The following is an 18,982-nucleotide window of genomic DNA, read 5'->3' on the forward strand; positions in this document are numbered from 1 at the left end:
ACCTGGCACGGACTAGCCTGACAGCCGCCTCCTCACTTGCCGAGAGTGGGGAGGCGGTCGCACACCGCCACCTTCGAGGAGCAACGCAGAGTGAGCAGCAACAGCGGTGACGTACGGCTCTGGGGCGGCCGTTTCGCCGACGGTCCCGCCGAAGCCCTGGCGAATCTGTCCGCATCCGTCCACTTCGACTGGCGCCTCGCGCCGTACGACATCGCCGGTTCCCGTGCCCATGCGCGCGTGCTGCGCACGGCGGGACTCCTCACCGACGACGAGCTGGCGCGCATGATCGATGGGCTCGACCGGCTGGAGGCCGACGTGGCCTCCGGCGAGTTCACCGGCACCGTCGCCGACGAGGATGTGCACACCGCCCTGGAGCGGGGCCTTCTGGAGCGGCTCGGCCCCGACCTCGGCGGCAAGCTGCGCGCGGGCCGCTCCCGCAACGACCAGGTCGCCACCCTCTTCCGTATGTACCTGCGCGAGCACGCCCGGATCATCGGCGGTCTGATCGCCGACCTCCAGGACGCGCTGGTCGGTCTGGCGGAGGCACATCCCGGCGTGGCGATGCCCGGCCGTACGCATCTGCAGCACGCCCAGCCCGTGCTCTTCGCGCACCACGTTCTCGCCCATGTGCAGTCCCTGTCCCGGGACGCCGAGCGGCTGCGCCAGTGGGACGAGCGCACGGCCGTGTCCCCGTACGGCTCGGGCGCGCTCGCGGGTTCCTCCCTGGGCCTCGACCCGGAGGCGGTCGCCAAGGACCTCGGCTTCGAGCACGGCAGCTCGGCCAACTCCATCGACGGCACGGCCTCCCGTGACTTCGCCGCGGAGTTCGCCTTCATCACCGCGATGATCGGGGTGAACCTCTCGCGTATCGCGGAGGAGGTCATCATCTGGAACACGAAGGAGTTCTCCTTCGTCACCCTGCACGACGCCTTCTCCACCGGCTCGTCGATCATGCCGCAGAAGAAGAACCCGGACATCGCCGAGCTCGCGCGGGGCAAGAGCGGCCGGCTCATCGGCAACCTCACCGGGCTCATGGCCACCCTGAAGGCACTCCCGCTCGCGTACAACCGTGACCTGCAGGAGGACAAGGAGCCGGTCTTCGACTCCATCGACCAGCTTGAGGTCCTGCTCCCGGCCTTCACCGGCATGATGGCGACGCTGACCGTCCACCGTGAGCGGATGGAGGAGCTGGCGCCGGCCGGTTTCTCGCTCGCCACCGACATCGCCGAGTGGCTGGTCAAGCAGGGCGTGCCGTTCCGGGTCGCGCACGAGGTCGCCGGTGAGTGCGTGAAGGCCGCCGAGGCCGAGGGCAAGGAACTGGACGAGCTCACGGACGAGCAGTTCGCGAAGATCTCCGCGCATCTGACCCCCGAGGTGCGATCCGTGCTGAACGTGCCCGGTGCCCTCGCCTCCCGCAACGGCCGCGGCGGTACGGCGCCCGAGGCGGTCGCCGTGCAACTCGCCGAGGTGAGGGCCGACGTGGCGGCCCAGCAGGCGTGGGCGACCGCAAAGCAGAAGAAGTAGCAGGTCGCGTACAGGAAGGGCGTCGCGGGTTACGTTGGTCGGCAGCCGCAAGGAGCCGACCGAACGGAGCCCGCGATGCCCTTCGCCCGACTGGCCTCAGCAACGACTCCCACCTGCCACCTCGGCCTGGGCCTCGCCGCGGTCGGCAGGCCCGGCTACATCAACCTCGGCCGGGAGCAGGACCTCCCGCCCGACCGCAGCGTGGACGCCCTGCGCGAACGCACCCATGAACTGCTCGACGCCGCCTACGCGCAAGGCGTCCGCTACTTCGACGTCGCCCGCTCCTACGGGCGCTCCGAGGAGTTCCTCGCCGACTGGCTGCACGCCCGCCCCGGCATCGACGACGTCGTGGTCGGCAGCAAGTGGGGCTACACCTACACCGCGGCCTGGAGCACCGACGCCGAGCAGCACGAGGTGAAGGACCACGGTCTCGCCACGTTCGAACGGCAGCACGCCGAGACCACGGCCCTGATCGGCGACCGGCTCGACCTCTACCAGATCCACTCGGTGACCCCGGACAGCCCGGCCCTCACCGACAAGGAACTCCACGCCAAGCTCGCCGAGACAGCCGCGGGAGGCACCACGATCGGCTTCTCCACCAGTGGGCCCGCGCAGGCCGCTGCGATCCGCGCCGCGCTGGAGGTGACGGTCGACGGCGAACCTCTCTTCCGTACGGTGCAGTCCACGTACAACCTGCTGGAGACCTCGGCCGCCCCCGCGCTCGCCGAGGCGCACGACGCCGGGCTGGCGGTGATCGTCAAGGAGGGGATGGCCAACGGCCGCCTGGCCGACCCGCACGCGCCGCAGGCGCTGAGGGCCGTGGCGGCAGAGACCTCCCTCGGCAGCGACGCGGTTGCCCTCGCGATGATCCTGCGTCTGCCCTGGGCGGGCGTCGTTCTCTCCGGCGCGGCGACCGTCGGTCAGCTCGCCTCCAACCTGCACGCCGCCGCCGTCGACCTCGGCGAGGAGCAGATCGCGCGGCTCGAAGCCCTCGCCGAGGAGCCGGGCGCGTACTGGGAGCAGCGGGGCCGGCTGCCCTGGCACTGACCAACGCCCGCTGACGGAGATCGTGAGACACGTACGCTTCTGTTGAGACAACAATGTCTCACATGGGTTATTGTTGTCTCATGGCCGTCGATCGCGATCACATGCTGCGCACTGCGGCAGCCCTGCTCACCCGGAAATCCACCGCCACCATGGATGAGGTCGCCAGGGCGGCCGGGATCAGCCGGGCAACCCTGCACCGCTACTTCGCCGGGCGGGACGCCCTCGTACGGGCGCTCGAGGCGCTCGGCATCGAGGAGTGCGAGTCGGCGCTGGACGCCGCCCGGCTGGACGAGGGCACGGCCCAGGAGGCCCTGCGCCGCTTCGTGTCGGAGATCGAGCCGGCCGCGGGCCTGCTCGCCTTCCTGTACACCGAGAACCAGCTCTTCGAGGGCGAGGAGCAGAACGAGGGCTGGGCCCGGCTCGACGCCCGGATCGCGGCACTGTTCCGCCGCGGCCAGGCGAGCGGCGAGTTCCGGATCGACCTCACCCCGGCATGGCTCACCGAGGCCCTGTACGGCCTGATGGCCTCGGGCGCCTGGGCCGTGGCCGAGGGGCGTCTGGCCCGCAAGGACTTCACGTACATGATCGTCGAGCTGGTGCTCGGTGGCGCACTCCGGAGAGAGGAACCATGACCAGCACCCTGCAGCCGGCTGCCGCGCCGCGGGCGAAGAGGCGTCCGGGCCGGTGGCTCGCGCTCTGCGTCCTCGTGCTCGCCGTGCTGCTCGTGGCCGTGGACGCGACCGTCCTCGGCCTCGCGACCCCCTATCTCAGCGAGGACCTGGAGCCCTCGGGCACGCAGCTTCTCTGGATCGGAGACGTCTACTCCTTCGTCATCGCCGGTCTGCTGGTGTCCATGGGCAGTCTCGGCGACCGCATCGGCCGCAAGCGGATCCTGCTGGGCGGGGCGACGGCCTTCGGACTGATATCCGTCCTCAACGCCTATGCGTCGACGCCGGAGATGATGATCCTGGCGCGGGCGCTGCTCGGTGTCGCGGGCGCGACCCTGATGCCGGCCACCCTCGCCCTGATCCGCAATCTCTTCCACGACCCGCGCGAGCGCAGCGTCGCCGTCGGCATCTGGGGCGCCGCGGCCTCGGCCGGTACGGCGGTCGGCCCGATCACCGGCGGTTTCCTCCTCGAGCACTTCTGGTGGGGCTCGGTCTTCCTCATCAATGTGCCGGTCATGGTGGTCCTGGTCCTCGTCGGCATCAGGACGCTGCCGGAGTCGCGGAACCCCCACCCCGGTCCCTGGGACCTGAACAGTGTCGTGCTGTCGCTCGTCGGCATGGTGGGCATCGTGTACGCGGTCAAGGAAGCGGCCGCGCATGGCTTCGCCTGGCCCGCCCTGGCCACCGGCGTCCTGGGCGCCGCCGCGCTGTACGGATTCGTGCGCCGCCAGCTCAGCCTTCCGGTACCGCTGCTGGACATGCGGCTGTTCCGCAGCCGCGGCTTCAGCGGTGCCGTCCTCGCCGACCTGCTGACCGTCCTCGGCATGTCCGGGCTGGTCTTCTTCCTCTCGCAGTTCCTGCAACTGGTGCAGGGCAGACGGCCGTTCGAGGCGGGCCTCGCCGAGCTGCCGGCCGCCGTCGGCGCGGTCGCAGCGGGGCTGGCCGCGGGCGCCGCGGCCCGTCGCTTCTCGGTGCGGGCCGTGGTCTCGGCCGGGCTCGCCGCGGTGGGCCTGGCGCTCGCCGCCCTCACCGTGGTCGACCGGACCACGGGCTACCCGCTCATCGGGGCCGCACTGCTGGTCGTGGGCGTGGGCGCCGGCCTGTCGTTCACGGTGACCGCGGACGTCATCCTCTCCAGCGTCCCCAAGGACCAGGCGGGCGCGGCCTCCGCGGTCTCGGAGACGGCGTACGAACTCGGCGCGGCTCTCGGCATCGCGCTGCTCGGCTCCATCGTGACCGGCGTCTACCGCGGCTTCACCGGCCCGGCGGGCACCCCGGCCGCGGCACACGAGTCACTGGGCGGCGCGGCCCGGGCGGCATCGGCCATGCCGCCCGGGCCGGGCCGTGCGCTGCTGTCGTCGGCGCGGGAGGCGTTCGTGGACGGCCTGACGCTGGCGACGGGCGTCGGTGCGGCGGTGCTGCTGGCCACGGCGGTGGCGGCGTGGTTCCTGCTGCAGGGCCAGCGGCTCGGGGATTCCTAGTCCCGCCCCCGGGCGGGCGGAGGGTCCGCGCCCACGACGGGTGCGGAAACCGCGCGAACCCTCACGGCGCACCCTCGCCCGCCCAGCGCGACGCCGCCGACGGCACGGACGAGCCCTCAGCCTTCGCTACGCCGCTTCCTTCGCCTTCGTGGCGTACATGTCCACGTACTCCTGCCCCGACAGACGCATGACCTCCGTCATCACGGAGTCGGTCACGGCCCGCAGCACATACCGGTCCCGGTCCATCCCCTCGTACCGCGAGAACTCCATCGGCTCGCCGAAGCGGACCGTGACCTTGCTCGGCCGGGGCAGGCCCGAGCCGCCGGGCTGGATCTTGTCGGTGCCGATCATCGCGAAGGGGACGACGGGCGCCCCGGTCATCAGCGTCAGCCGCGCGATACCGGTGCGCCCCCGGTACAGGCGGCCGTCGGGAGACCGCGTGCCCTCCGGGTAGATGCCGAAGAGCTTGCCCTCCTCGAGGATCCGGCGCCCGGTCATCAGCGCCGCGACGCCGCCCTTGCCGCCGTCGCGGTCGACCGGGATCATACCGACGCCGGTGAAGAACCAGGCCATCAGCCGGCCCTTGAGGCCCTTGCCGGTGACATACTCGTCCTTGCCGATGAAGAAGACCTGACGGTCGCAGACCAGCGGCAGGATCATCGAGTCGATGAACGTCAGGTGGTTGCCGGCCAGGATGACGGGGCCGTCGCCCGGGATGCGCTCCGCGCCCTCCACCTGTGGGCGGAACATCAGGCGCATGATCGGTCCGAGCACTGCCTTGATGAGCGCGAAGCGGGACAACGTACCCTCCGGTGTCAAGGGATGCGGTATGAGTCTGTGCAGGTGAGGACGATACTCGCGACAACCGCCGTGTCGCACATCGAGTCACACTGCGAAATCGCGTCGTTGACGAGTGTTTACCTGCGACGACGCCTTGTCGCACGTTCGTCATCCGCCGGACGGGTGTGACGGACATCGCGCCGGAGGGTGACGGTCCGTCACTACGAGTGCCCCGTAAGCCCTCCGTCATGCATCCGGCAGGACGGCGCACGTCCGCCACGCGTTCCCGCGCGCGTCTCCCGGCCGTCATCGGTACAGACCTACGATCGACCCGCTTCGACAGATGTCACGGGAGGGCACTCATGGCGACCCAGGAGTCGTACGAGCAGGGGCGAGGAACGGGACGACGGGCGCTGCTCGGGGCCGCGGTCCTCGGCGCGAGCGGAGCGGTCCTCGGACTGCCCGGTGCCGCGACGGCGGACGCGCGGCCCAGCGCCGGGCTGAAGAGCCTGCCCGTGCCCGCGATCATCGGGCACCGCGGGGCGAGCGGCTACCGGCCGGAACACACCTTCGGCTCCTACCAGCTGGCCCTCGACCTCGGCGCCGACATCGTCGAGGCCGGCGACCTGGTGCCCACCAAGGACGGCCACCTCGTGTGCCGGCACGAGCCGGAGATCGGCGGGACCACCGACGTCGCCGACCACGCCGAGTTCGCGGGCCGCAAGACCACCAAGGTCCTGGACGGCGTCCCCACCACCGGCTGGTTCACCGAGGACTTCACGCTCGCCGAGCTGAAGACCCTGCGCGCGATCGAGCGCATCCCGGCCAACCGCCCGCACAACACCCTCTACAACGGCCACTGGGAGATCCCCACCTTCGAAGAGGTCCTGAAGTGGCAGGACGAGCAGACCCGTAAGCGCGGCAAGCAGGTCTGGATCTACCCCGAGACCAAGCACCCCACCTACTTCCGCAAGCTCGGCCTGGGCCTGGAGGAGCGGGTCGCCAAGCTGCTGCGCAAGTACGGCAAGGACAAGCGGAACTCGCCGGTCATCCTGCAGTCCTTCGAGCCCGGCAGCATCGAGCGGCTGAACAAGCTGGTCGACAACCCGCTCGTCGTCCTGCTCTCCACCGCCGACAGCCGCCCCTGGGACTTCGTGGACGCGGGCGACCCGCGCACCGTCGCCGACCTGATCACGCCGCGGGGCCTGCGGGAGATCGCCGGCTACGCGCAGGGCATCGGTCCCACCCTGGACCTGATCATCCCCAAGGACGCGAACGGCCGCCTCACCAAGCCGACCATGCTCGTCGCCGACGCGCACAAGGTGGGCCTGATCCTGCACCCGTACACGATGCGCAACGAGAACCCGTTCCTGCCCGCGGAATTCCGCAAGGGCACGGACGTGGACGGCTACGGCGACGCCTTCGGTGCCTTCAAGACGTACTTCGCCACCGGCATCGACGGTGTCTTCACCGACAACGCCGACACCGGACTGCTCGCCCGCGCGGACTTCCTCCGCGGCTGAACAGCGGGCCCGCGTCAACGCAGCGGACTCTCGCCCCGGTTGGGGTGACTTACGGCCGTCCCGGCAACCTCTTGCCGGGGCGGCCGCGTCACGCCGGACGTGACCCACGAGATGCTCACGGCCCTGCGTCCCCTGCTCGCCGCCGAGGCGTCGGCGGAGGCGTACGCATGCGGGATGGAGCCGGGCGACCTGGAACAGGCGGTCTGGCTACGGCTCCTGGAACGGCTCGCGGCGGACCGGCCGCTGATCGACGCCCCGGGATGGCTGCGCCGGGCCGTCCGCTCCGAGGCGCGCCGCGGCCGCCGCACCGCTCGTCTCGAACTGCCCCACCAGACCGAGCCCGCGGACGAATTGCGCCCCGGCCCAGACCAGCAGGCGCTCATCGCGGCCCGCCGCCGGGCCCTGTACGCGGCCGTGCGCCGGCTGCCCGGGCGTTGCCCGCGTCTCGTGGCCGCGCTGCTCTCCCCACAGGATCTGACCTACCGGGAAATCGCGGGGGAGTTGGGTATCTCACAGGGCAGTCTCGGACCGGAACGCTCCAAATGTCTGGGATGTCTACGTCGATTGCTGACGGCGGAGGTTGCGGCTCACGAAGTGCGGGGATAGGAGTGTGGAACAACAGGCGATCAGGTGAGCGGGAGGAGTGCGCACATGGGCATGAGCGTGACCATCTCGGTGGCGACCGAGCAGGATGCCGAGCAGATCTTCAGGCTGCAGTACCTGTGCTTCCAGAGCGAGGCCGCGCTGTATGGCAACTACCGCATCGACCCGCTCGTCCAGAGCCTCGAATCGGTCCGCGAGGAGGTCACCTCCGACTGCGTCTTCGTGGCGCGGCTGGGCGAGGAGGTCGTCGGCTCGGTGCGCGGCAGCGTGACCGAGGACGGCGCGGCGTCCATCGGCAAGCTCTGTGTGCACCCGCGGCTCCAGGGTCACGGCATCGGCGCCCGGCTGCTGCGTGCCGCGGAGGCCGCGCTGGTCGAGGAGCGCGGCGCGAAGAAGCTCCGCCTCAGCGCCGGCCACCGCAGCGAGGGCAATCTGCGCCTGTACCGCCGGGTCGGCTACGAGACGGTCGGCACGTCGCAGGGCGCCGACGGCGTACCGATGATCATCCTGGAGAAGCAGGTACCGGCGGGTTCCTACGCGACGACGGCCTGAGGGAACGCGCCCCGCAAGGGGCGCGCCCCGATCGCCTCAGACGCCCTCTTGCCGCGCCTGCGCCTTGCGCAGCCAGTACATGGCGGACAACGGCAGCAGCACCGGAATGAAGATGTACCCCATGCCATAGTCCGACCACACGGTCGCGTCCGGAAACGCCGACGGCTCCACCAGCGTCCACGTGCCCACGATCAGAACTCCCGCCAACTCGGCCGCGCAGCACACCAGTGCCGCCCGCCGCGCCGTCTCGCCGCCGCGGACCAGGGAGTACGTGATGAAGCCGTAGACGAGGCCGGCGACCGCGGACAGGGAGTACGCCAGCGGAGCCTTGTCGAACTCGGTCGAGATCTGCACCACCGAACGCGACACCGCGCCGACCACCATCACGCCGTACAGCCAGACGAGCAGCATGCCCGGCCCGCTGATCAGCCGCGTCCTCACCGGCTTCTCCTGTGTGGCCGTCATCTCACCCTCCCCAGATGTCATAGAGCCGCACCTCCAGCACGGCGAGGACCACACCGCCGGCCGCGACCGTCACCGAGCCCCAGCGCGTGCGCTCGGCCAGCGACATGAACCCCACCGCCGGGATGCATGCGAAGGCGCCGATCAGATACGCCACGAAGATCGTCGTGCCCTGCTCCGCCTTCTCGCCGCGCGCCAGCTGGACGATGCCGACGACCAGCTGGACCAGGACCAGCAACGTCAGCACGGCCATGCCGATGAAGTGCCAGTCCTTGGTGGGCTGATCTCGGTGAGCCGCCCAGCCGCACCAGGCGGCGAGCAGCAACGCGGCGACACCGGTCACCAGTGTCAGGGCATCAAGCATGCCGTGACCCTATTACGGGCCAAAAGGCCCGATGCGCTCGCCCCCGGGGCGACTCCGTAGGGTCGGGGGCATGAAGATCCATGCTGACGCGCTGCTGTTCGACAACGATGGGACGCTCGTCTCATCCCTCGAGTCGGTCAGGCGGTGCTGGACGCGGTGGGCGCACGAGTACGGGGTCACCGCCGAGCAGTTCGGGCGCATCCAGCTGCACGGCCGTACCGCCGTGGACATAGCGGCCGACCTGCTGCCCGCCGACGTCGTCCCGGAGGCCGTCGCGCGAATCGAGCGACTGGAGGTCGAGGACGTGGCGAACGGAGGTGTCCGTCTGCTGCCGGGCACTCGGGACTTCCTGGATTCCCTGCCTGCCGACCGCTGGGCCGTCGTCACCTCCGCGACGCGCCGCCTCGCCGAGGCCCGTCTCGAGGCCGTCGGCATCCGGCCCAAGACCCTCGTCGCCGCGGAGGACGTCACGCGCGGCAAGCCCGATCCCGAGCCCTACCTCCTCGCCGCCCGTGCGCTGGGTGTCGAGCCGTCCCGCTGCGTCGTCTTCGAGGACGCTCCCGCGGGCCTGGCGGCCGGACGCGCCGCCGGTATGACCACCGTGGCCTTGGCCACAACCCACGGCGCCCATGAACTGGACGCCGACCTGGTGGTGAAGGACCTCTCGGCCTTGTCCGCCCTGGTCGAGGGTGGTTCCGTGGAGGTCCGCACCCGCGGCTGAAGTGTCCACGGCTGTCCATAATGCGGACAGTCGTGGCCAGGGTGCGGTTGTGCGTCTGCTTTACTTGGCCCATGACCACGACGAGCGACCGCACCTTTGCGACCGAGGCGACCATGACGCCCGGTGCTCGTTGTATGTGTCGAATGTGCGCCTGCTAGAGGGCCCCCGCACCGCCCAGAGCCTCGCGCCCCGAAGCGAGACCGCCGTGGCATGTCCGTACGCCTTCTTCGTACGTGACTGAGCCTCAGCGCGCACACGTTCTCCCCGGTTCGATCGCCAACGCGAGAACCGTGCCGCGTTCCCACGCACGCACCCGTGCCCGGCGCACATCCACGCCTGCACTCGACAGTGACGGAAACCCAGTGATCACCACATCGGGCCTTACCAAGACCTACCGGGCCGGCCGCTCGCGCGACCGCGAGGTGACCGCCCTCGACGGGGTCGACCTGCATGTACGCGAGGGCGAGGTGTTCGGCGTCATCGGCCAGTCCGGCGCCGGCAAGTCCACGCTCATCCGCTGCGTCAACCTCCTGGAGCGCCCCACCTCCGGCACGGTCACCGTGGCCGGCCAGGACCTCACCGCGCTCGCCCGCCGCGGACCGCGCGCCGGTAAGGAACTCCGGCAGGCGCGCAGCCGTATCGGCATGGTCTTCCAGCACTTCAATCTGCTGTCCTCGCGCACCGTGCAGGACAATGTCGAGCTGCCCCTCGAAATCCTCGGCCGGTCTGGGAAGGAACGTTCCCGCAGGGCCCTGGAACTGCTCGATCTGGTAGGTCTGGCAGACAAGGCCAAGGCCTATCCGGCCCAGCTCTCCGGCGGTCAGAAGCAGCGCGTCGGCATCGCCCGCGCCCTCGCAGGCGACCCCAAGGTGCTCCTCTCCGACGAGGCGACGAGCGCGCTCGACCCGGAGACCACGCGCTCCATCCTCCAGCTGCTGCGCGACCTCAACCGCCGGCTGGGCCTGACCGTCCTGCTCATCACCCATGAAATGGACGTCGTGAAGAGCATCTGCGACTCGGCCGCCCTCATGGAGAAAGGCCGCATCGTCGAGTCCGGCACGGTCAGCGAGCTGCTCGCCACCCCCGGCTCCGAACTGGCCGCCGCGCTCTTCCCGGTCAGCGGCGACGCGTCCGGCGACGACCGCACCGTCGTCGACGTCACCTTCCACGGTGACGCCGCCACACAGCCCGTCGTCTCGCAGCTCGCGCGCACCTACAACATCGACATCTCGATCCTCGGCGCCGCGATGGACACCGTGGGCGGCAGGCAGGTCGGGCGGATGCGCATCGAACTGCCCGGCGCCTACGAGGAGAACGTCGTGCCGATCGGCTTCCTGCGTGAGCAGGGGCTGCAGATCGACGTGCTGGGCCAGGAGCCCGTGCTGGTGAAGGACGGTGCACAGTGACCTGGTCCGAGATGCAGCCGCTGCTGTCCCAGGCGTGTTGGGACACCCTCTACATGGTCGGCTGGTCCACCCTGATCGCGGTCGCCGGCGGTCTGCCGCTCGGCATCCTGCTCGTACTGACCGACCGCGGCGGGCTTCTTCAGAACGTCCTCGCCAACAAGGTCATCGGACAGGTCGTGAACGTCGCCCGCTCGATGCCGTTCATCATCCTGATGGTCGCGCTGATGAGCTTCACCCGCACGATCACGGGAACGACGATCGGCCGTGAGGCCGCCATCGTGCCGCTCGCCATCGGCGCGATCCCCTTCTTCGCGCGCCTGGTCGAGACGGCTGTCCGCGAAGTGGACGGCGGACTGGTGGAAGCCGTGCAGGCGATGGGCGGCAACACCTGGACCGTGGTGCGCAAGGTCCTCGTACCGGAGGCCCTGCCCTCGCTGATCTCCTCCGCCACCACCACGGTTGTCGCCCTCATCGGCTACTCGGCGATGGCGGGCACGGTCGGAGCCGGCGGCCTGGGCGACATCGCCATCCGCTACGGCTACCAGCGCTTCGAGACCCAGATGATGTGGATCACCGTGGCGATCCTCGCCGTCGTCATCTCGCTGATCCAGCTCGCCGGCGACTACGCGGCCCGCGCCCTGCACCGCCGCGGCGGTGGCTCGTCGGCCGCGCCCCGGCTGAGGCTGCTCAAGGACGAGGCGCCCGCCGCACCGGCGGCCACCGCCGAAGCCGCCACGGCCGATGCGAGCAAGGCCGCCTGAATCCTTCGCCCCGATCTCCCCGTTCCCACCCGCGACGGGGTCGCACCACCCATCAGGAAAGGCACTTTTCGTGCGTAACACTGCCAAGATCACCGCCGCCGTCCTCGCCGCCGGAGCCCTCACCGTGGGGCTTACCGCCTGCGGTTCCGGCAAGAGCTCCTCCGCCTCCGCCGACTACAGCGGCCCGCTGGTCGTCGCCGCGAGCCCCGCCCCGCACGCCGAGATCCTCGACTTCGTCCAGCAGAACCTGGCGAAGAAGGCGGGCCTCGACCTGGAGGTGAAGCAGTTCACCGATTACGTCACGCCAAACACGGCGACCGAGGACGGGTCGGTCGGTGCCAACTACTTCCAGAACCAGCCGTACCTCGACGACTTCAACAAGAAGAACGGCACCCACATCGTGCCTGTCGTCACGGTGCACCTGGAGCCGCTCGGTCTCTACTCCCACAAGGTCAAGAACGCCGACGCCCTGAAGAGCGGTGCGACCGTCGCCATCCCGAACGACACGGTGAACGAGGCGCGGGCCCTCAAGCTGCTCGCGACCAACGGACTCATCGCGCTCAAGAGCGGCGTGGGCACCGAGGCGACCCCGCAGGACATCACCAAGAACCCGAAGAACCTGAAGTTCAAGGAGCTGGAGGCCGCCCAGACCCCGCGCTCCCTGGACGACGTGGACGCGGCGGTGATCAACGGCAACTACGCCCTCTCCTCGGGCCTCAAGCCCGCCAAGGACGCCCTGGTCCTGGAGTCCGCCAAGAACAACCCGTACGGCAACTTCCTCGCGGTCAAGAAGGGCAACGAGAAGGACCCGCGCGTGAAGAAGCTGGCCGCGCTCCTCACCTCTCCCGAGGTGAAGAAGTTCATCGAGGACAAGTACGCCGGCTCCGTCCTCCCGTCCTTCTGAACACGGCCGGCCACCGCTGACGACGCGTATACCGCGTATCGCCACGCACGGGGTCCGGTCCCTCATGAGGGAGCGGACCCCGTGGTGCGGTCCGGTGCTTTCATGCTGCATGCTGGGCAGTTCAGCAGGCCCTGAAGGTCTTCCGAAGGATACGGAGCGGCGCATGACTGGCACCTTCCCCAACGTCTCCATCAGCACGGAGCGGTTGGTACTGCGCCCTCTCGAGGAGCCGGACATGGACGCCTTCGCCGAGATGATGAACGACGAGCTCGTCACCGCCTGGACCTCCGTGCCGCAGCCCTACACCGAGGCCCACGCCCGCAGCTGGATCACCGAACTCGCGCCGGCGGAGCGTGCCGAGGGCCGCGGCATCGTCTTCGCGGTCACCGAGTTCCTCACCCAGCGCCTGGTCGGCACGCTTCACCTGCGGAACACCGACTGGCGGGTGCGTTCGGCCGAGATCGCCTACGTCATCGCCCCCTGGGCGCGCGGAGAGGGATATGCCTCCGAGGCGGCCTTCGCCACCGCGCAGTGGCTCTTCCGCGATCAGCGGTTCGAGCGCCTGGAGCTGCGCACCGCCGCCGACAACACCGCCTCCCAGCAGGTCGCCCAGAAGATCGGCTGCATCAGCGAGGGCGTCCTGCGCGGCGCCTGGATAGCGCGTACCAGGGATGACAACGGCGAGTGGACCGACGTCCGCACCGACCTCATCATCTGGAGCCTGCTGCCCGAGGACCTCGACGGGGTAAGTGAGGAGCTGGCCGACGCCGGTGGTTTCACGTCGTTCTCGAACTGGAACTGACACCGGGGGACCGCTCCCACCGGCCGGGCCCGGGGCGGGCGCTCCGAACCGAACCGGGTACCCTCACGGTGCCTGCCGTGCGGGCTGCCCTCCTGACGACCTGCGCAAACCCCCTGGAGACTGACGACGATGGCCGACCGGGTCACGGTGATCGGCTGGGACGGCTCGCCGCTGACCGCCGCGGCGCGCTCCGCCCTCGGCGCCGCCACGCTCGTCGCCGGCGCCGCCCACCACCTCGCGCTGCCCGAGGTGCCGGCGACGGCTGAGCGCATCCGCCTCGGCAGCGTCGGCCTCGCCGCCCGCCGTATCGCCGCGCACCGCGGCACCGCGGTCGTGCTCGCCGACGGCGACCCCGGGTTCTTCGGCGTCGTGCGCACACTGCGGGCCCCCGAGTTCGGCCTCGAGGTCGAAGTCGTGCCGGCGGTCTCCTCGGTGGCCGCCGCCTTCGCCCGCGCCGGGATGCCCTGGGACGACGCACAGGTGGTCGTCGCACACCGCCGCACCCTGCGACGGGCCGTGAACGTATGCCGTGCCCATACGAAGGTCGCCGTACTCACCTCTCCGGGCGCCGGACCCGCCGAACTCGGCCTGCTGCTCGTCGGGGTCCACCGCACCTTCGTCATCTGCGAGGAACTCGGCACCGAGCGGGAACAGGTCACGGTCGTCACCTCCGACAAGGCGGCCGACCACACCTGGCGCGATCCCAACGTCGTCATCGTCATCGGCGGACCCGTGACCGCGGCCGACGGCGGCGGCTGGCTCGCCGGACGCGATCCGGGTGCGGGACCGCGCGGCTGGGCGCTGCCCGCCGACGCGTACGGCGGGGGACTCGGCGAAGGCGAAACGGATCTGCTGCGCGCCACGCAACTCGCCCGCCTCGGGCCGCGGGTGGGTGACCTCGTATGGGACATCGGCAGTGGCAGCGGGGCCTTCGCCGCGGAGGCCGCCCGGTGCGGAGCCGCCGTCATCGCCGTGGACCGCGACCCGGACGCCTGCGGCCGTACGGCTGCCGTCGCCCGCCGCTTCGGGGTCCAGCTCCAGATCGTGCACGGCACCGCCCCGCACATCCTGGAGAACCTGCCCGAACCGGACGTCGTGCGCGTCGGGGGCGGGGGAGCCGCGGTGGTCTCGGCCGTCGCCGACCGCCGCCCGCAGTGCATCGTCGCGCATGCCGCGACCCGCGACACGGCCGAACTCGTCGGCAGGGACCTCTCGGAGCACGGTTACGACGTCGAGTGCGCGCTGCTGCAGTCCGTCGAACTCGACACGCGTGCCTGGACGGAGAAGGAACGGAGTGTCGCGTTCCTGCTCAGTGGGCGACTGCCTGAACGCGCCCCGTGATCCGGTTGTCGTACCGGCGCGGTAGGCTGGCCGACCGTCGCACCGCACTAGGGTGATCCGGCATTCGTCAGCCAATGTCCGGAAACTGTGCCCCTTTTGAGGCAAGTGTGGTACGGCAGAACCGGAGGGCGCGCAACGTGGCGCAGTCCACAGTGGGTCGTCGCGGATCAACCTGCCGTGACGGCGGGACGACCGCGACAATGCCGTTCAAGGGCTTTGTCGTCATTGTTGCCGGGTCGTTCGTGCCGCTGGGCACGCACGCTCGTTCTTCACTGCGGGCGGTCGGCGCGACATTCCGGGCGAGCTGGCCGTGGAAGCACTAAACCGATGGGCGAGGGGTACGCATGACCGACACCGGCCAGGTCCCGGGCGAGGGGCTGCCGGAGAACGCAGGCATGGTGGAGCAGCCGGGCGTCCTCGCGCCGGGCGCGTACACCTACCTTGACCACTCCGACACCGCCGCCGTGGAAGACGACGACCTGCTCCTGATGCCCGGCCAGCAGGGCGCGTGGGGCAACGAGATGCCGCAGCCCGCCCCGGCCCCGGCGTCCTTCCACCACGAGCCGGGCCCGCACGAGACGTCCGGCCGGGACAGCGGCTCGATCGACGTCGGCGCGGTGCGGATGCCGCCTCCCGCGACGCCGGCGCGCCGCCCGCTGCACCTCGGTCCGCCCACCCCGGACAACTCCTCCAGCCTGGTGCGTTCGCTCGCCGACCGGGGCCCGGCCGCCGCGCCGATGCGTCCCTCCGGGCCGCCGACGACCGGCCCCGAGTACCTCGACGTGCACCAGTTGGGGGAGAACTCCCCGCAGGCGGCGGCGCCGTGGGACGCGTCCGCGCAGACGCAGTTCGTGCCGGCGGTGGGTTCCGGGGCGACGGCCGCAGAAACGGGCGCCCCTGCATCGGCGTCCGAGCCGGTGCCGGCCGCGCCCGAGGCCGCGGTCATGGTCGCGGAGGGGTCCGGCGCATTCCACGCACAGGCGATCCCGGCTGGTTCGGCGGGATTCCAGGCCCTCGGTGCGCCGTTCGGCCCCGAGCCGTTGTACGGCCCGGCCGCTCCCCACGGCCTCGCGGGCACGGCTGCGGCACAGCAGGCGGCCCCGCACACACCGAGCGCGGCGCACACCGGACCCGCCCCCGAGGGCATGCCGACGGCTGAGGCCACGCCCGCCCCGGAAGGCCCGCGTTTCCCGCACACCCCGATCGCCGAGCCGGCAGCGTCCGCGGACGCCTCGCCTGTTCCGGTCACCCCGCCGTTCCCGGAAGCCGCGCCGGACGCCGCGTCCTTCGCGCCGGTACCGGACACCGCACACCCGGCGGACGAGACCCCGCACGCCGGACCGGCCGACGCCGCCGGCATCGGCACGCCCTCCCATGGCGCCGGGATCCACGGCTCCGCCCTCGACGACATCGCGCTGTCTCCTCCGCCGGCCGCCGAGCCCGTCGCCGTCGCCTCGGCTTCGGCTGAGGAGGACCCGGTCCAAGCCGTGCCCCTCGTACCGGACCCGCACGCGCCCGAGCTTCGCCCCGCTGCTCCCGTCGGCTCCGTCGAGGACACCACGGCAGAAGCAGAAGGCGCGGAGGCGCACTTCGAGAAGCCCGCGCCGGAACGCACCGCCCGGCGGCGGCGCCTTGCGGTCGCCGGGCCCGAACAGGTCCAGCCGGTGGGTTCCGCCCGGTCCGCGGAGTCCGAGGCGTCCTCGACCCCGCCGCACGGTGTGCAGGCGGACGGCGAACCGCCCGCGTCCGGTGAGCAGTCCGGTGCCCCTGGTGCCGGTGCGGAGTTCTCCGCGGACCACTCGCTCGGCCACTTCGTGCCCGTCGAGGGCACGGTGCCGACCACCCCGTACCTCGCCCCGACCCCGCCCCACGCCCTGCGTGTGCCGCCGCTGCCCGAGCGGGAGCAGCAGACCGGCGAAGAACCCGCCGCGGCGGCCGCCCCGCAGGAGCAGCCGGCCGCCGGCCCGGCGCCGGAGGAACCCGTCGCCACGGTTCCCGCCCCCCGTGAGGGCGAGTCACCCGCCCCGGAGCCGCTCCCCGCGGACCCGGAGCCCGTAGTCGCACAGCAGGCGGAGGACCTGGACACCAGGGCCGCCGACCAGGAAGAGAGCACGGCCGCAGTGGAAGAGGTACGAGAGTCCACCGGCCCGGCGGCGCCCGGATACGACGAGGTCGAGCGCGAGGCCGTGCTGCGCGTGATGCGCGAGCGCCGCGACATCCGCAACGGCTTCCGCAGCGACCCGATCCCGCACGACGTGCTGCTGCGTGTCCTGGAGGCCGCCCACACGGCACCCTCCGTGGGCCACTCCCAGCCGTGGGACTTCGTCGTCATCCGCTCGGCCGAGACCCGCCGCACCATGCACGAACTGGCCCAGCGTCAGCGCGAGGCGTACGCCAAGTCGCTGCCCAAGGGCCGGGCGAAGCAGTTCAAGGAACTGAAGATCGAGGCCATCCTCGACACCCCGGTGAACATCGTCGTCACCGCCGACCCGACCCGCGGCGGCCGCCACACCCTCGGCCGGCACACCCAGCCGCAGATGGCCCCGTACTCCTCCGCGCTCGCGGTGGAGAACCTGTGGCTCGCGGCTCGCGCCGAAGGCCTCGGCGTCGGCTGGGTCAGCTTCTTCGATGAGCGCGAGATGGTTCGCGCCCTCGGCCTGCCCGAGCACCTGGAGGTCGTGGCCTATCTGTGCGTGGGCTACGTCGACGAGTTCCCGGAGGAGCCCGAGCTGATGCAGGCGGGCTGGTCCAAGCGCCGCCCGCTGTCCTGGGTCGTGCACGAGGAGACGTACGGCCGTCGCGCACTGCCCGGCGAGGAGCCGCACGACCTGCTCGCCGAGACCGTGGCGAGCATCCGGCCGCTGGACGCCAAGGCGCTCGGCGAGGCGTGGGAGCGGCAGAAGCGGATGACCAAGCCGGCGGGTGCGCTCGGCATGCTGGAGATCATCTCCGCTCAGCTGTCCGGACTGTCCCGGCAGTGCCCGCCCCCGATCCCGGAACCCGCGGCCGTCGCCATCTTCGCGGGCGACCACGGGGTGCACGCCCAGGGCGTGACCCCCTGGCCCCAGGAGGTGACCGGCCAGATGGTCGCCAACTTCCTCGGCGGCGGAGCGGTCTGCAACGCCTTCGCCAGCCAGGTGGGCGCCGAGGTCTGCGTCATCGACGTGGGTGTGGCCTCCGACCTGCCCGCCACCCCCGGCCTGCTGCCGCGCAAGGTCCGCCCGGGCACGGCCGACATGACGACCGGCCCCGCGCTCACCCGCGAGGAGGTCAAGCAGGCGATCGAGGTCGGCATCGAGACCGCCCGGGACCTGGTCGCGGCCGGCAACAAGGCGCTGCTCACGGGCGAGATGGGCATCGCCAACACGACGGCCTCGGCCGCCCTGATCGCGGTCTACACGGACACCGACCCGTCCGAGGTGACGGGCCGCGGTACGGGCATCAACGACGAGACGCTGGCCCGCAAGACCGAGGTCGTGCGCCGCGCCATCGAACTCCACCAGCCCGACCCGGCCGACCCGATCGGCGTCCTGGCCGCGTTCGGAGGCCTGGAGCACGCTGCGATGGTCGGTCTGCTGCTCGGCGGCGCCTCCCTGCGCACGCCGGTGATCCTGGACGGTGTCAGCGCGGGCGCCGCGGCCCTGGTGGCCCGTGCCATCGCCCCCGAGGCCCTCTCGGCCTGCATCGCCGGCCACCGCAGCGCCGAGCCCGGTCACGTGGCCGCCCTCAACAAGCTGGGGCTGCGCCCCCTGGTCGACCTGGACCTGCGCCTTGGCGAGGGTACGGGCGCGCTTCTCGCCCTGCCGCTCGTGCAGAGCGCGGCGAGGGCGATGCACGAGGTGGCGACCTTCGACTCGGCCGGGGTCACCGAGAAGTAGGGCCCGGCGAAGCCGCTGCGGGGCTGTGCCCACGCGTTCCGTTCTGGAGGAACGGGTGGGCACAGCCCGCGCATGACGCCCGCATCGGACCGCGTCGTCCGGCCCCGCCCGGCTCCGCGCTTGCCCGTCGCGCCTAAAATCCCCATGTCAGGGCCGCTCCAACGC

At 71.2% G+C, this 18,982-nt stretch carries 17 protein-coding genes; 14 read left to right on the forward strand and 3 right to left on the reverse strand.

Annotated features, from left to right (window positions below):
- Nucleotides 1–90 precede the first annotated feature (90 nt).
- The 4 genes from argH (at nucleotide 91) to ACWDA7_RS13055 (ending at nucleotide 4,720) form a co-directional block, all read left to right on the forward strand.
- Nucleotides 91–1,524, forward strand: coding sequence for an argininosuccinate lyase (gene argH, locus ACWDA7_RS13040; protein ID WP_450604169.1), 1,434 nt, complete (start codon nucleotides 91–93; stop codon nucleotides 1,522–1,524).
- A 75-nt stretch (nucleotides 1,525–1,599) separates the two neighbouring features.
- Nucleotides 1,600–2,571, forward strand: a complete 972-nt coding sequence (locus tag ACWDA7_RS13045; protein WP_450604170.1) for an aldo/keto reductase — start codon at nucleotides 1,600–1,602, stop codon at nucleotides 2,569–2,571.
- An 80-nt stretch (nucleotides 2,572–2,651) separates the two neighbouring features.
- Complete coding sequence (locus tag ACWDA7_RS13050) at nucleotides 2,652–3,203, forward strand: TetR/AcrR family transcriptional regulator (protein ID WP_450604171.1); 552 nt, start codon at nucleotides 2,652–2,654, stop codon at nucleotides 3,201–3,203.
- The gene (locus ACWDA7_RS13055; RefSeq protein ID WP_450604172.1) at nucleotides 3,200–4,720 is read left to right on the forward strand and encodes an MFS transporter; all 1,521 of its coding nucleotides are present in this window, start codon (nucleotides 3,200–3,202) and stop codon (nucleotides 4,718–4,720) included. The genes ACWDA7_RS13050 and ACWDA7_RS13055 overlap by 4 nt, the downstream gene beginning before the upstream one ends.
- Before the next feature lie 126 nt (nucleotides 4,721–4,846).
- On the opposite strand, the gene ACWDA7_RS13060 is transcribed toward ACWDA7_RS13055, so the two are convergent.
- On the reverse strand, nucleotides 4,847–5,521 hold the full coding sequence (locus ACWDA7_RS13060) for a lysophospholipid acyltransferase family protein (RefSeq protein ID WP_450604217.1): 675 nt from the start codon (nucleotides 5,519–5,521) through the stop codon (nucleotides 4,847–4,849).
- Between the two features lie 341 nt (nucleotides 5,522–5,862).
- Between ACWDA7_RS13060 and ACWDA7_RS13065 the strand changes: the two genes are divergently transcribed.
- The 3 genes from ACWDA7_RS13065 (at nucleotide 5,863) to ACWDA7_RS13075 (ending at nucleotide 8,178) form a co-directional block, all read left to right on the forward strand.
- Nucleotides 5,863–7,023, forward strand: a complete 1,161-nt coding sequence (locus tag ACWDA7_RS13065; protein ID WP_450604173.1) for a glycerophosphodiester phosphodiesterase — start codon at nucleotides 5,863–5,865, stop codon at nucleotides 7,021–7,023.
- Between the two features lie 99 nt (nucleotides 7,024–7,122).
- Nucleotides 7,123–7,629: an RNA polymerase sigma factor gene (locus ACWDA7_RS13070; RefSeq protein ID WP_450604174.1), complete on the forward strand. Its 507-nt coding sequence runs from the start codon at nucleotides 7,123–7,125 to the stop codon at nucleotides 7,627–7,629.
- Nucleotides 7,630–7,674: 45 nt separating this feature from the next.
- A complete protein-coding gene (locus ACWDA7_RS13075; RefSeq protein WP_359389882.1) occupies nucleotides 7,675–8,178 on the forward strand; it encodes a GNAT family N-acetyltransferase in 504 nt (167 codons plus the stop codon).
- Nucleotides 8,179–8,214: 36 nt separating this feature from the next.
- On the opposite strand, the gene ACWDA7_RS13080 is transcribed toward ACWDA7_RS13075, so the two are convergent.
- Together ACWDA7_RS13080 and ACWDA7_RS13085 are read right to left on the reverse strand one after the other, a co-directional pair.
- Complete coding sequence (locus tag ACWDA7_RS13080) at nucleotides 8,215–8,643, reverse strand: hypothetical protein (protein ID WP_450604176.1); 429 nt, start codon at nucleotides 8,641–8,643, stop codon at nucleotides 8,215–8,217.
- Between the two features lies 1 nt (nucleotide 8,644).
- The gene (locus ACWDA7_RS13085; protein WP_360991878.1) at nucleotides 8,645–9,004 is read right to left on the reverse strand and encodes a hypothetical protein; all 360 of its coding nucleotides are present in this window, start codon (nucleotides 9,002–9,004) and stop codon (nucleotides 8,645–8,647) included.
- A gap of 70 nt (nucleotides 9,005–9,074) precedes the next feature.
- Between ACWDA7_RS13085 and ACWDA7_RS13090 the strand changes: the two genes are divergently transcribed.
- The 7 genes from ACWDA7_RS13090 to cobT all read left to right on the forward strand — a co-directional run bounded on the left by ACWDA7_RS13090 (nucleotide 9,075) and on the right by cobT (nucleotide 18,817).
- Nucleotides 9,075–9,725: an HAD-IA family hydrolase gene (locus ACWDA7_RS13090; RefSeq protein ID WP_450604177.1), complete on the forward strand. Its 651-nt coding sequence runs from the start codon at nucleotides 9,075–9,077 to the stop codon at nucleotides 9,723–9,725.
- A gap of 362 nt (nucleotides 9,726–10,087) precedes the next feature.
- Entirely contained in the window at nucleotides 10,088–11,131 is a 1,044-nt protein-coding gene (locus ACWDA7_RS13095; RefSeq protein WP_450604178.1) for a methionine ABC transporter ATP-binding protein, read from the forward strand.
- On the forward strand, nucleotides 11,128–11,892 hold the full coding sequence (locus ACWDA7_RS13100; protein ID WP_450604179.1) for a methionine ABC transporter permease: 765 nt from the start codon (nucleotides 11,128–11,130) through the stop codon (nucleotides 11,890–11,892). Before ACWDA7_RS13095 ends, ACWDA7_RS13100 begins: the two co-directional genes overlap by 4 nt.
- A gap of 70 nt (nucleotides 11,893–11,962) precedes the next feature.
- The gene (locus ACWDA7_RS13105; protein WP_450604180.1) at nucleotides 11,963–12,796 is read left to right on the forward strand and encodes a MetQ/NlpA family ABC transporter substrate-binding protein; all 834 of its coding nucleotides are present in this window, start codon (nucleotides 11,963–11,965) and stop codon (nucleotides 12,794–12,796) included.
- Nucleotides 12,797–12,959: 163 nt separating this feature from the next.
- Nucleotides 12,960–13,598: a GNAT family N-acetyltransferase gene (locus tag ACWDA7_RS13110; protein WP_450604181.1), complete on the forward strand. Its 639-nt coding sequence runs from the start codon at nucleotides 12,960–12,962 to the stop codon at nucleotides 13,596–13,598.
- Between the two features lie 129 nt (nucleotides 13,599–13,727).
- The gene (gene cbiE, locus ACWDA7_RS13115; RefSeq protein ID WP_450604182.1) at nucleotides 13,728–14,939 is read left to right on the forward strand and encodes a precorrin-6y C5,15-methyltransferase (decarboxylating) subunit CbiE; all 1,212 of its coding nucleotides are present in this window, start codon (nucleotides 13,728–13,730) and stop codon (nucleotides 14,937–14,939) included.
- Nucleotides 14,940–15,283: 344 nt separating this feature from the next.
- Nucleotides 15,284–18,817 carry a nicotinate-nucleotide--dimethylbenzimidazole phosphoribosyltransferase gene (gene cobT, locus ACWDA7_RS13120; protein ID WP_450604183.1) on the forward strand — a complete coding sequence of 1,178 codons (3,534 nt, stop codon included), beginning with the start codon at nucleotides 15,284–15,286 and terminating at the stop codon, nucleotides 18,815–18,817.
- Nucleotides 18,818–18,982: the final 165 nt, after the last annotated feature.

The sequence above is a fragment of the Streptomyces sp. NPDC001156 genome (genome assembly GCF_053598275.1).

Coding starts and splice junctions, on each gene's coding strand:
- ACWDA7_RS13045 (WP_450604170.1), top strand. CDS start 1,600: ATGCCCTTCGCCCGACTGGCCTCAGCAACGACTCCCACCTGCCACCTC.
- ACWDA7_RS13050 (WP_450604171.1), top strand. CDS start 2,652: ATGGCCGTCGATCGCGATCACATGCTGCGCACTGCGGCAGCCCTGCTC.
- ACWDA7_RS13055 (WP_450604172.1), top strand. CDS start 3,200: ATGACCAGCACCCTGCAGCCGGCTGCCGCGCCGCGGGCGAAGAGGCGT.
- ACWDA7_RS13065 (WP_450604173.1), top strand. CDS start 5,863: ATGGCGACCCAGGAGTCGTACGAGCAGGGGCGAGGAACGGGACGACGG.
- ACWDA7_RS13075 (WP_359389882.1), top strand. CDS start 7,675: ATGGGCATGAGCGTGACCATCTCGGTGGCGACCGAGCAGGATGCCGAG.
- ACWDA7_RS13080 (WP_450604176.1), bottom strand. CDS start 8,643: ATGACGGCCACACAGGAGAAGCCGGTGAGGACGCGGCTGATCAGCGGG.
- ACWDA7_RS13085 (WP_360991878.1), bottom strand. CDS start 9,004: ATGCTTGATGCCCTGACACTGGTGACCGGTGTCGCCGCGTTGCTGCTC.
- ACWDA7_RS13090 (WP_450604177.1), top strand. CDS start 9,075: ATGAAGATCCATGCTGACGCGCTGCTGTTCGACAACGATGGGACGCTC.
- ACWDA7_RS13110 (WP_450604181.1), top strand. CDS start 12,960: ATGACTGGCACCTTCCCCAACGTCTCCATCAGCACGGAGCGGTTGGTA.
- cbiE (WP_450604182.1), top strand. CDS start 13,728: ATGGCCGACCGGGTCACGGTGATCGGCTGGGACGGCTCGCCGCTGACC.
- cobT (WP_450604183.1), top strand. CDS start 15,284: ATGACCGACACCGGCCAGGTCCCGGGCGAGGGGCTGCCGGAGAACGCA.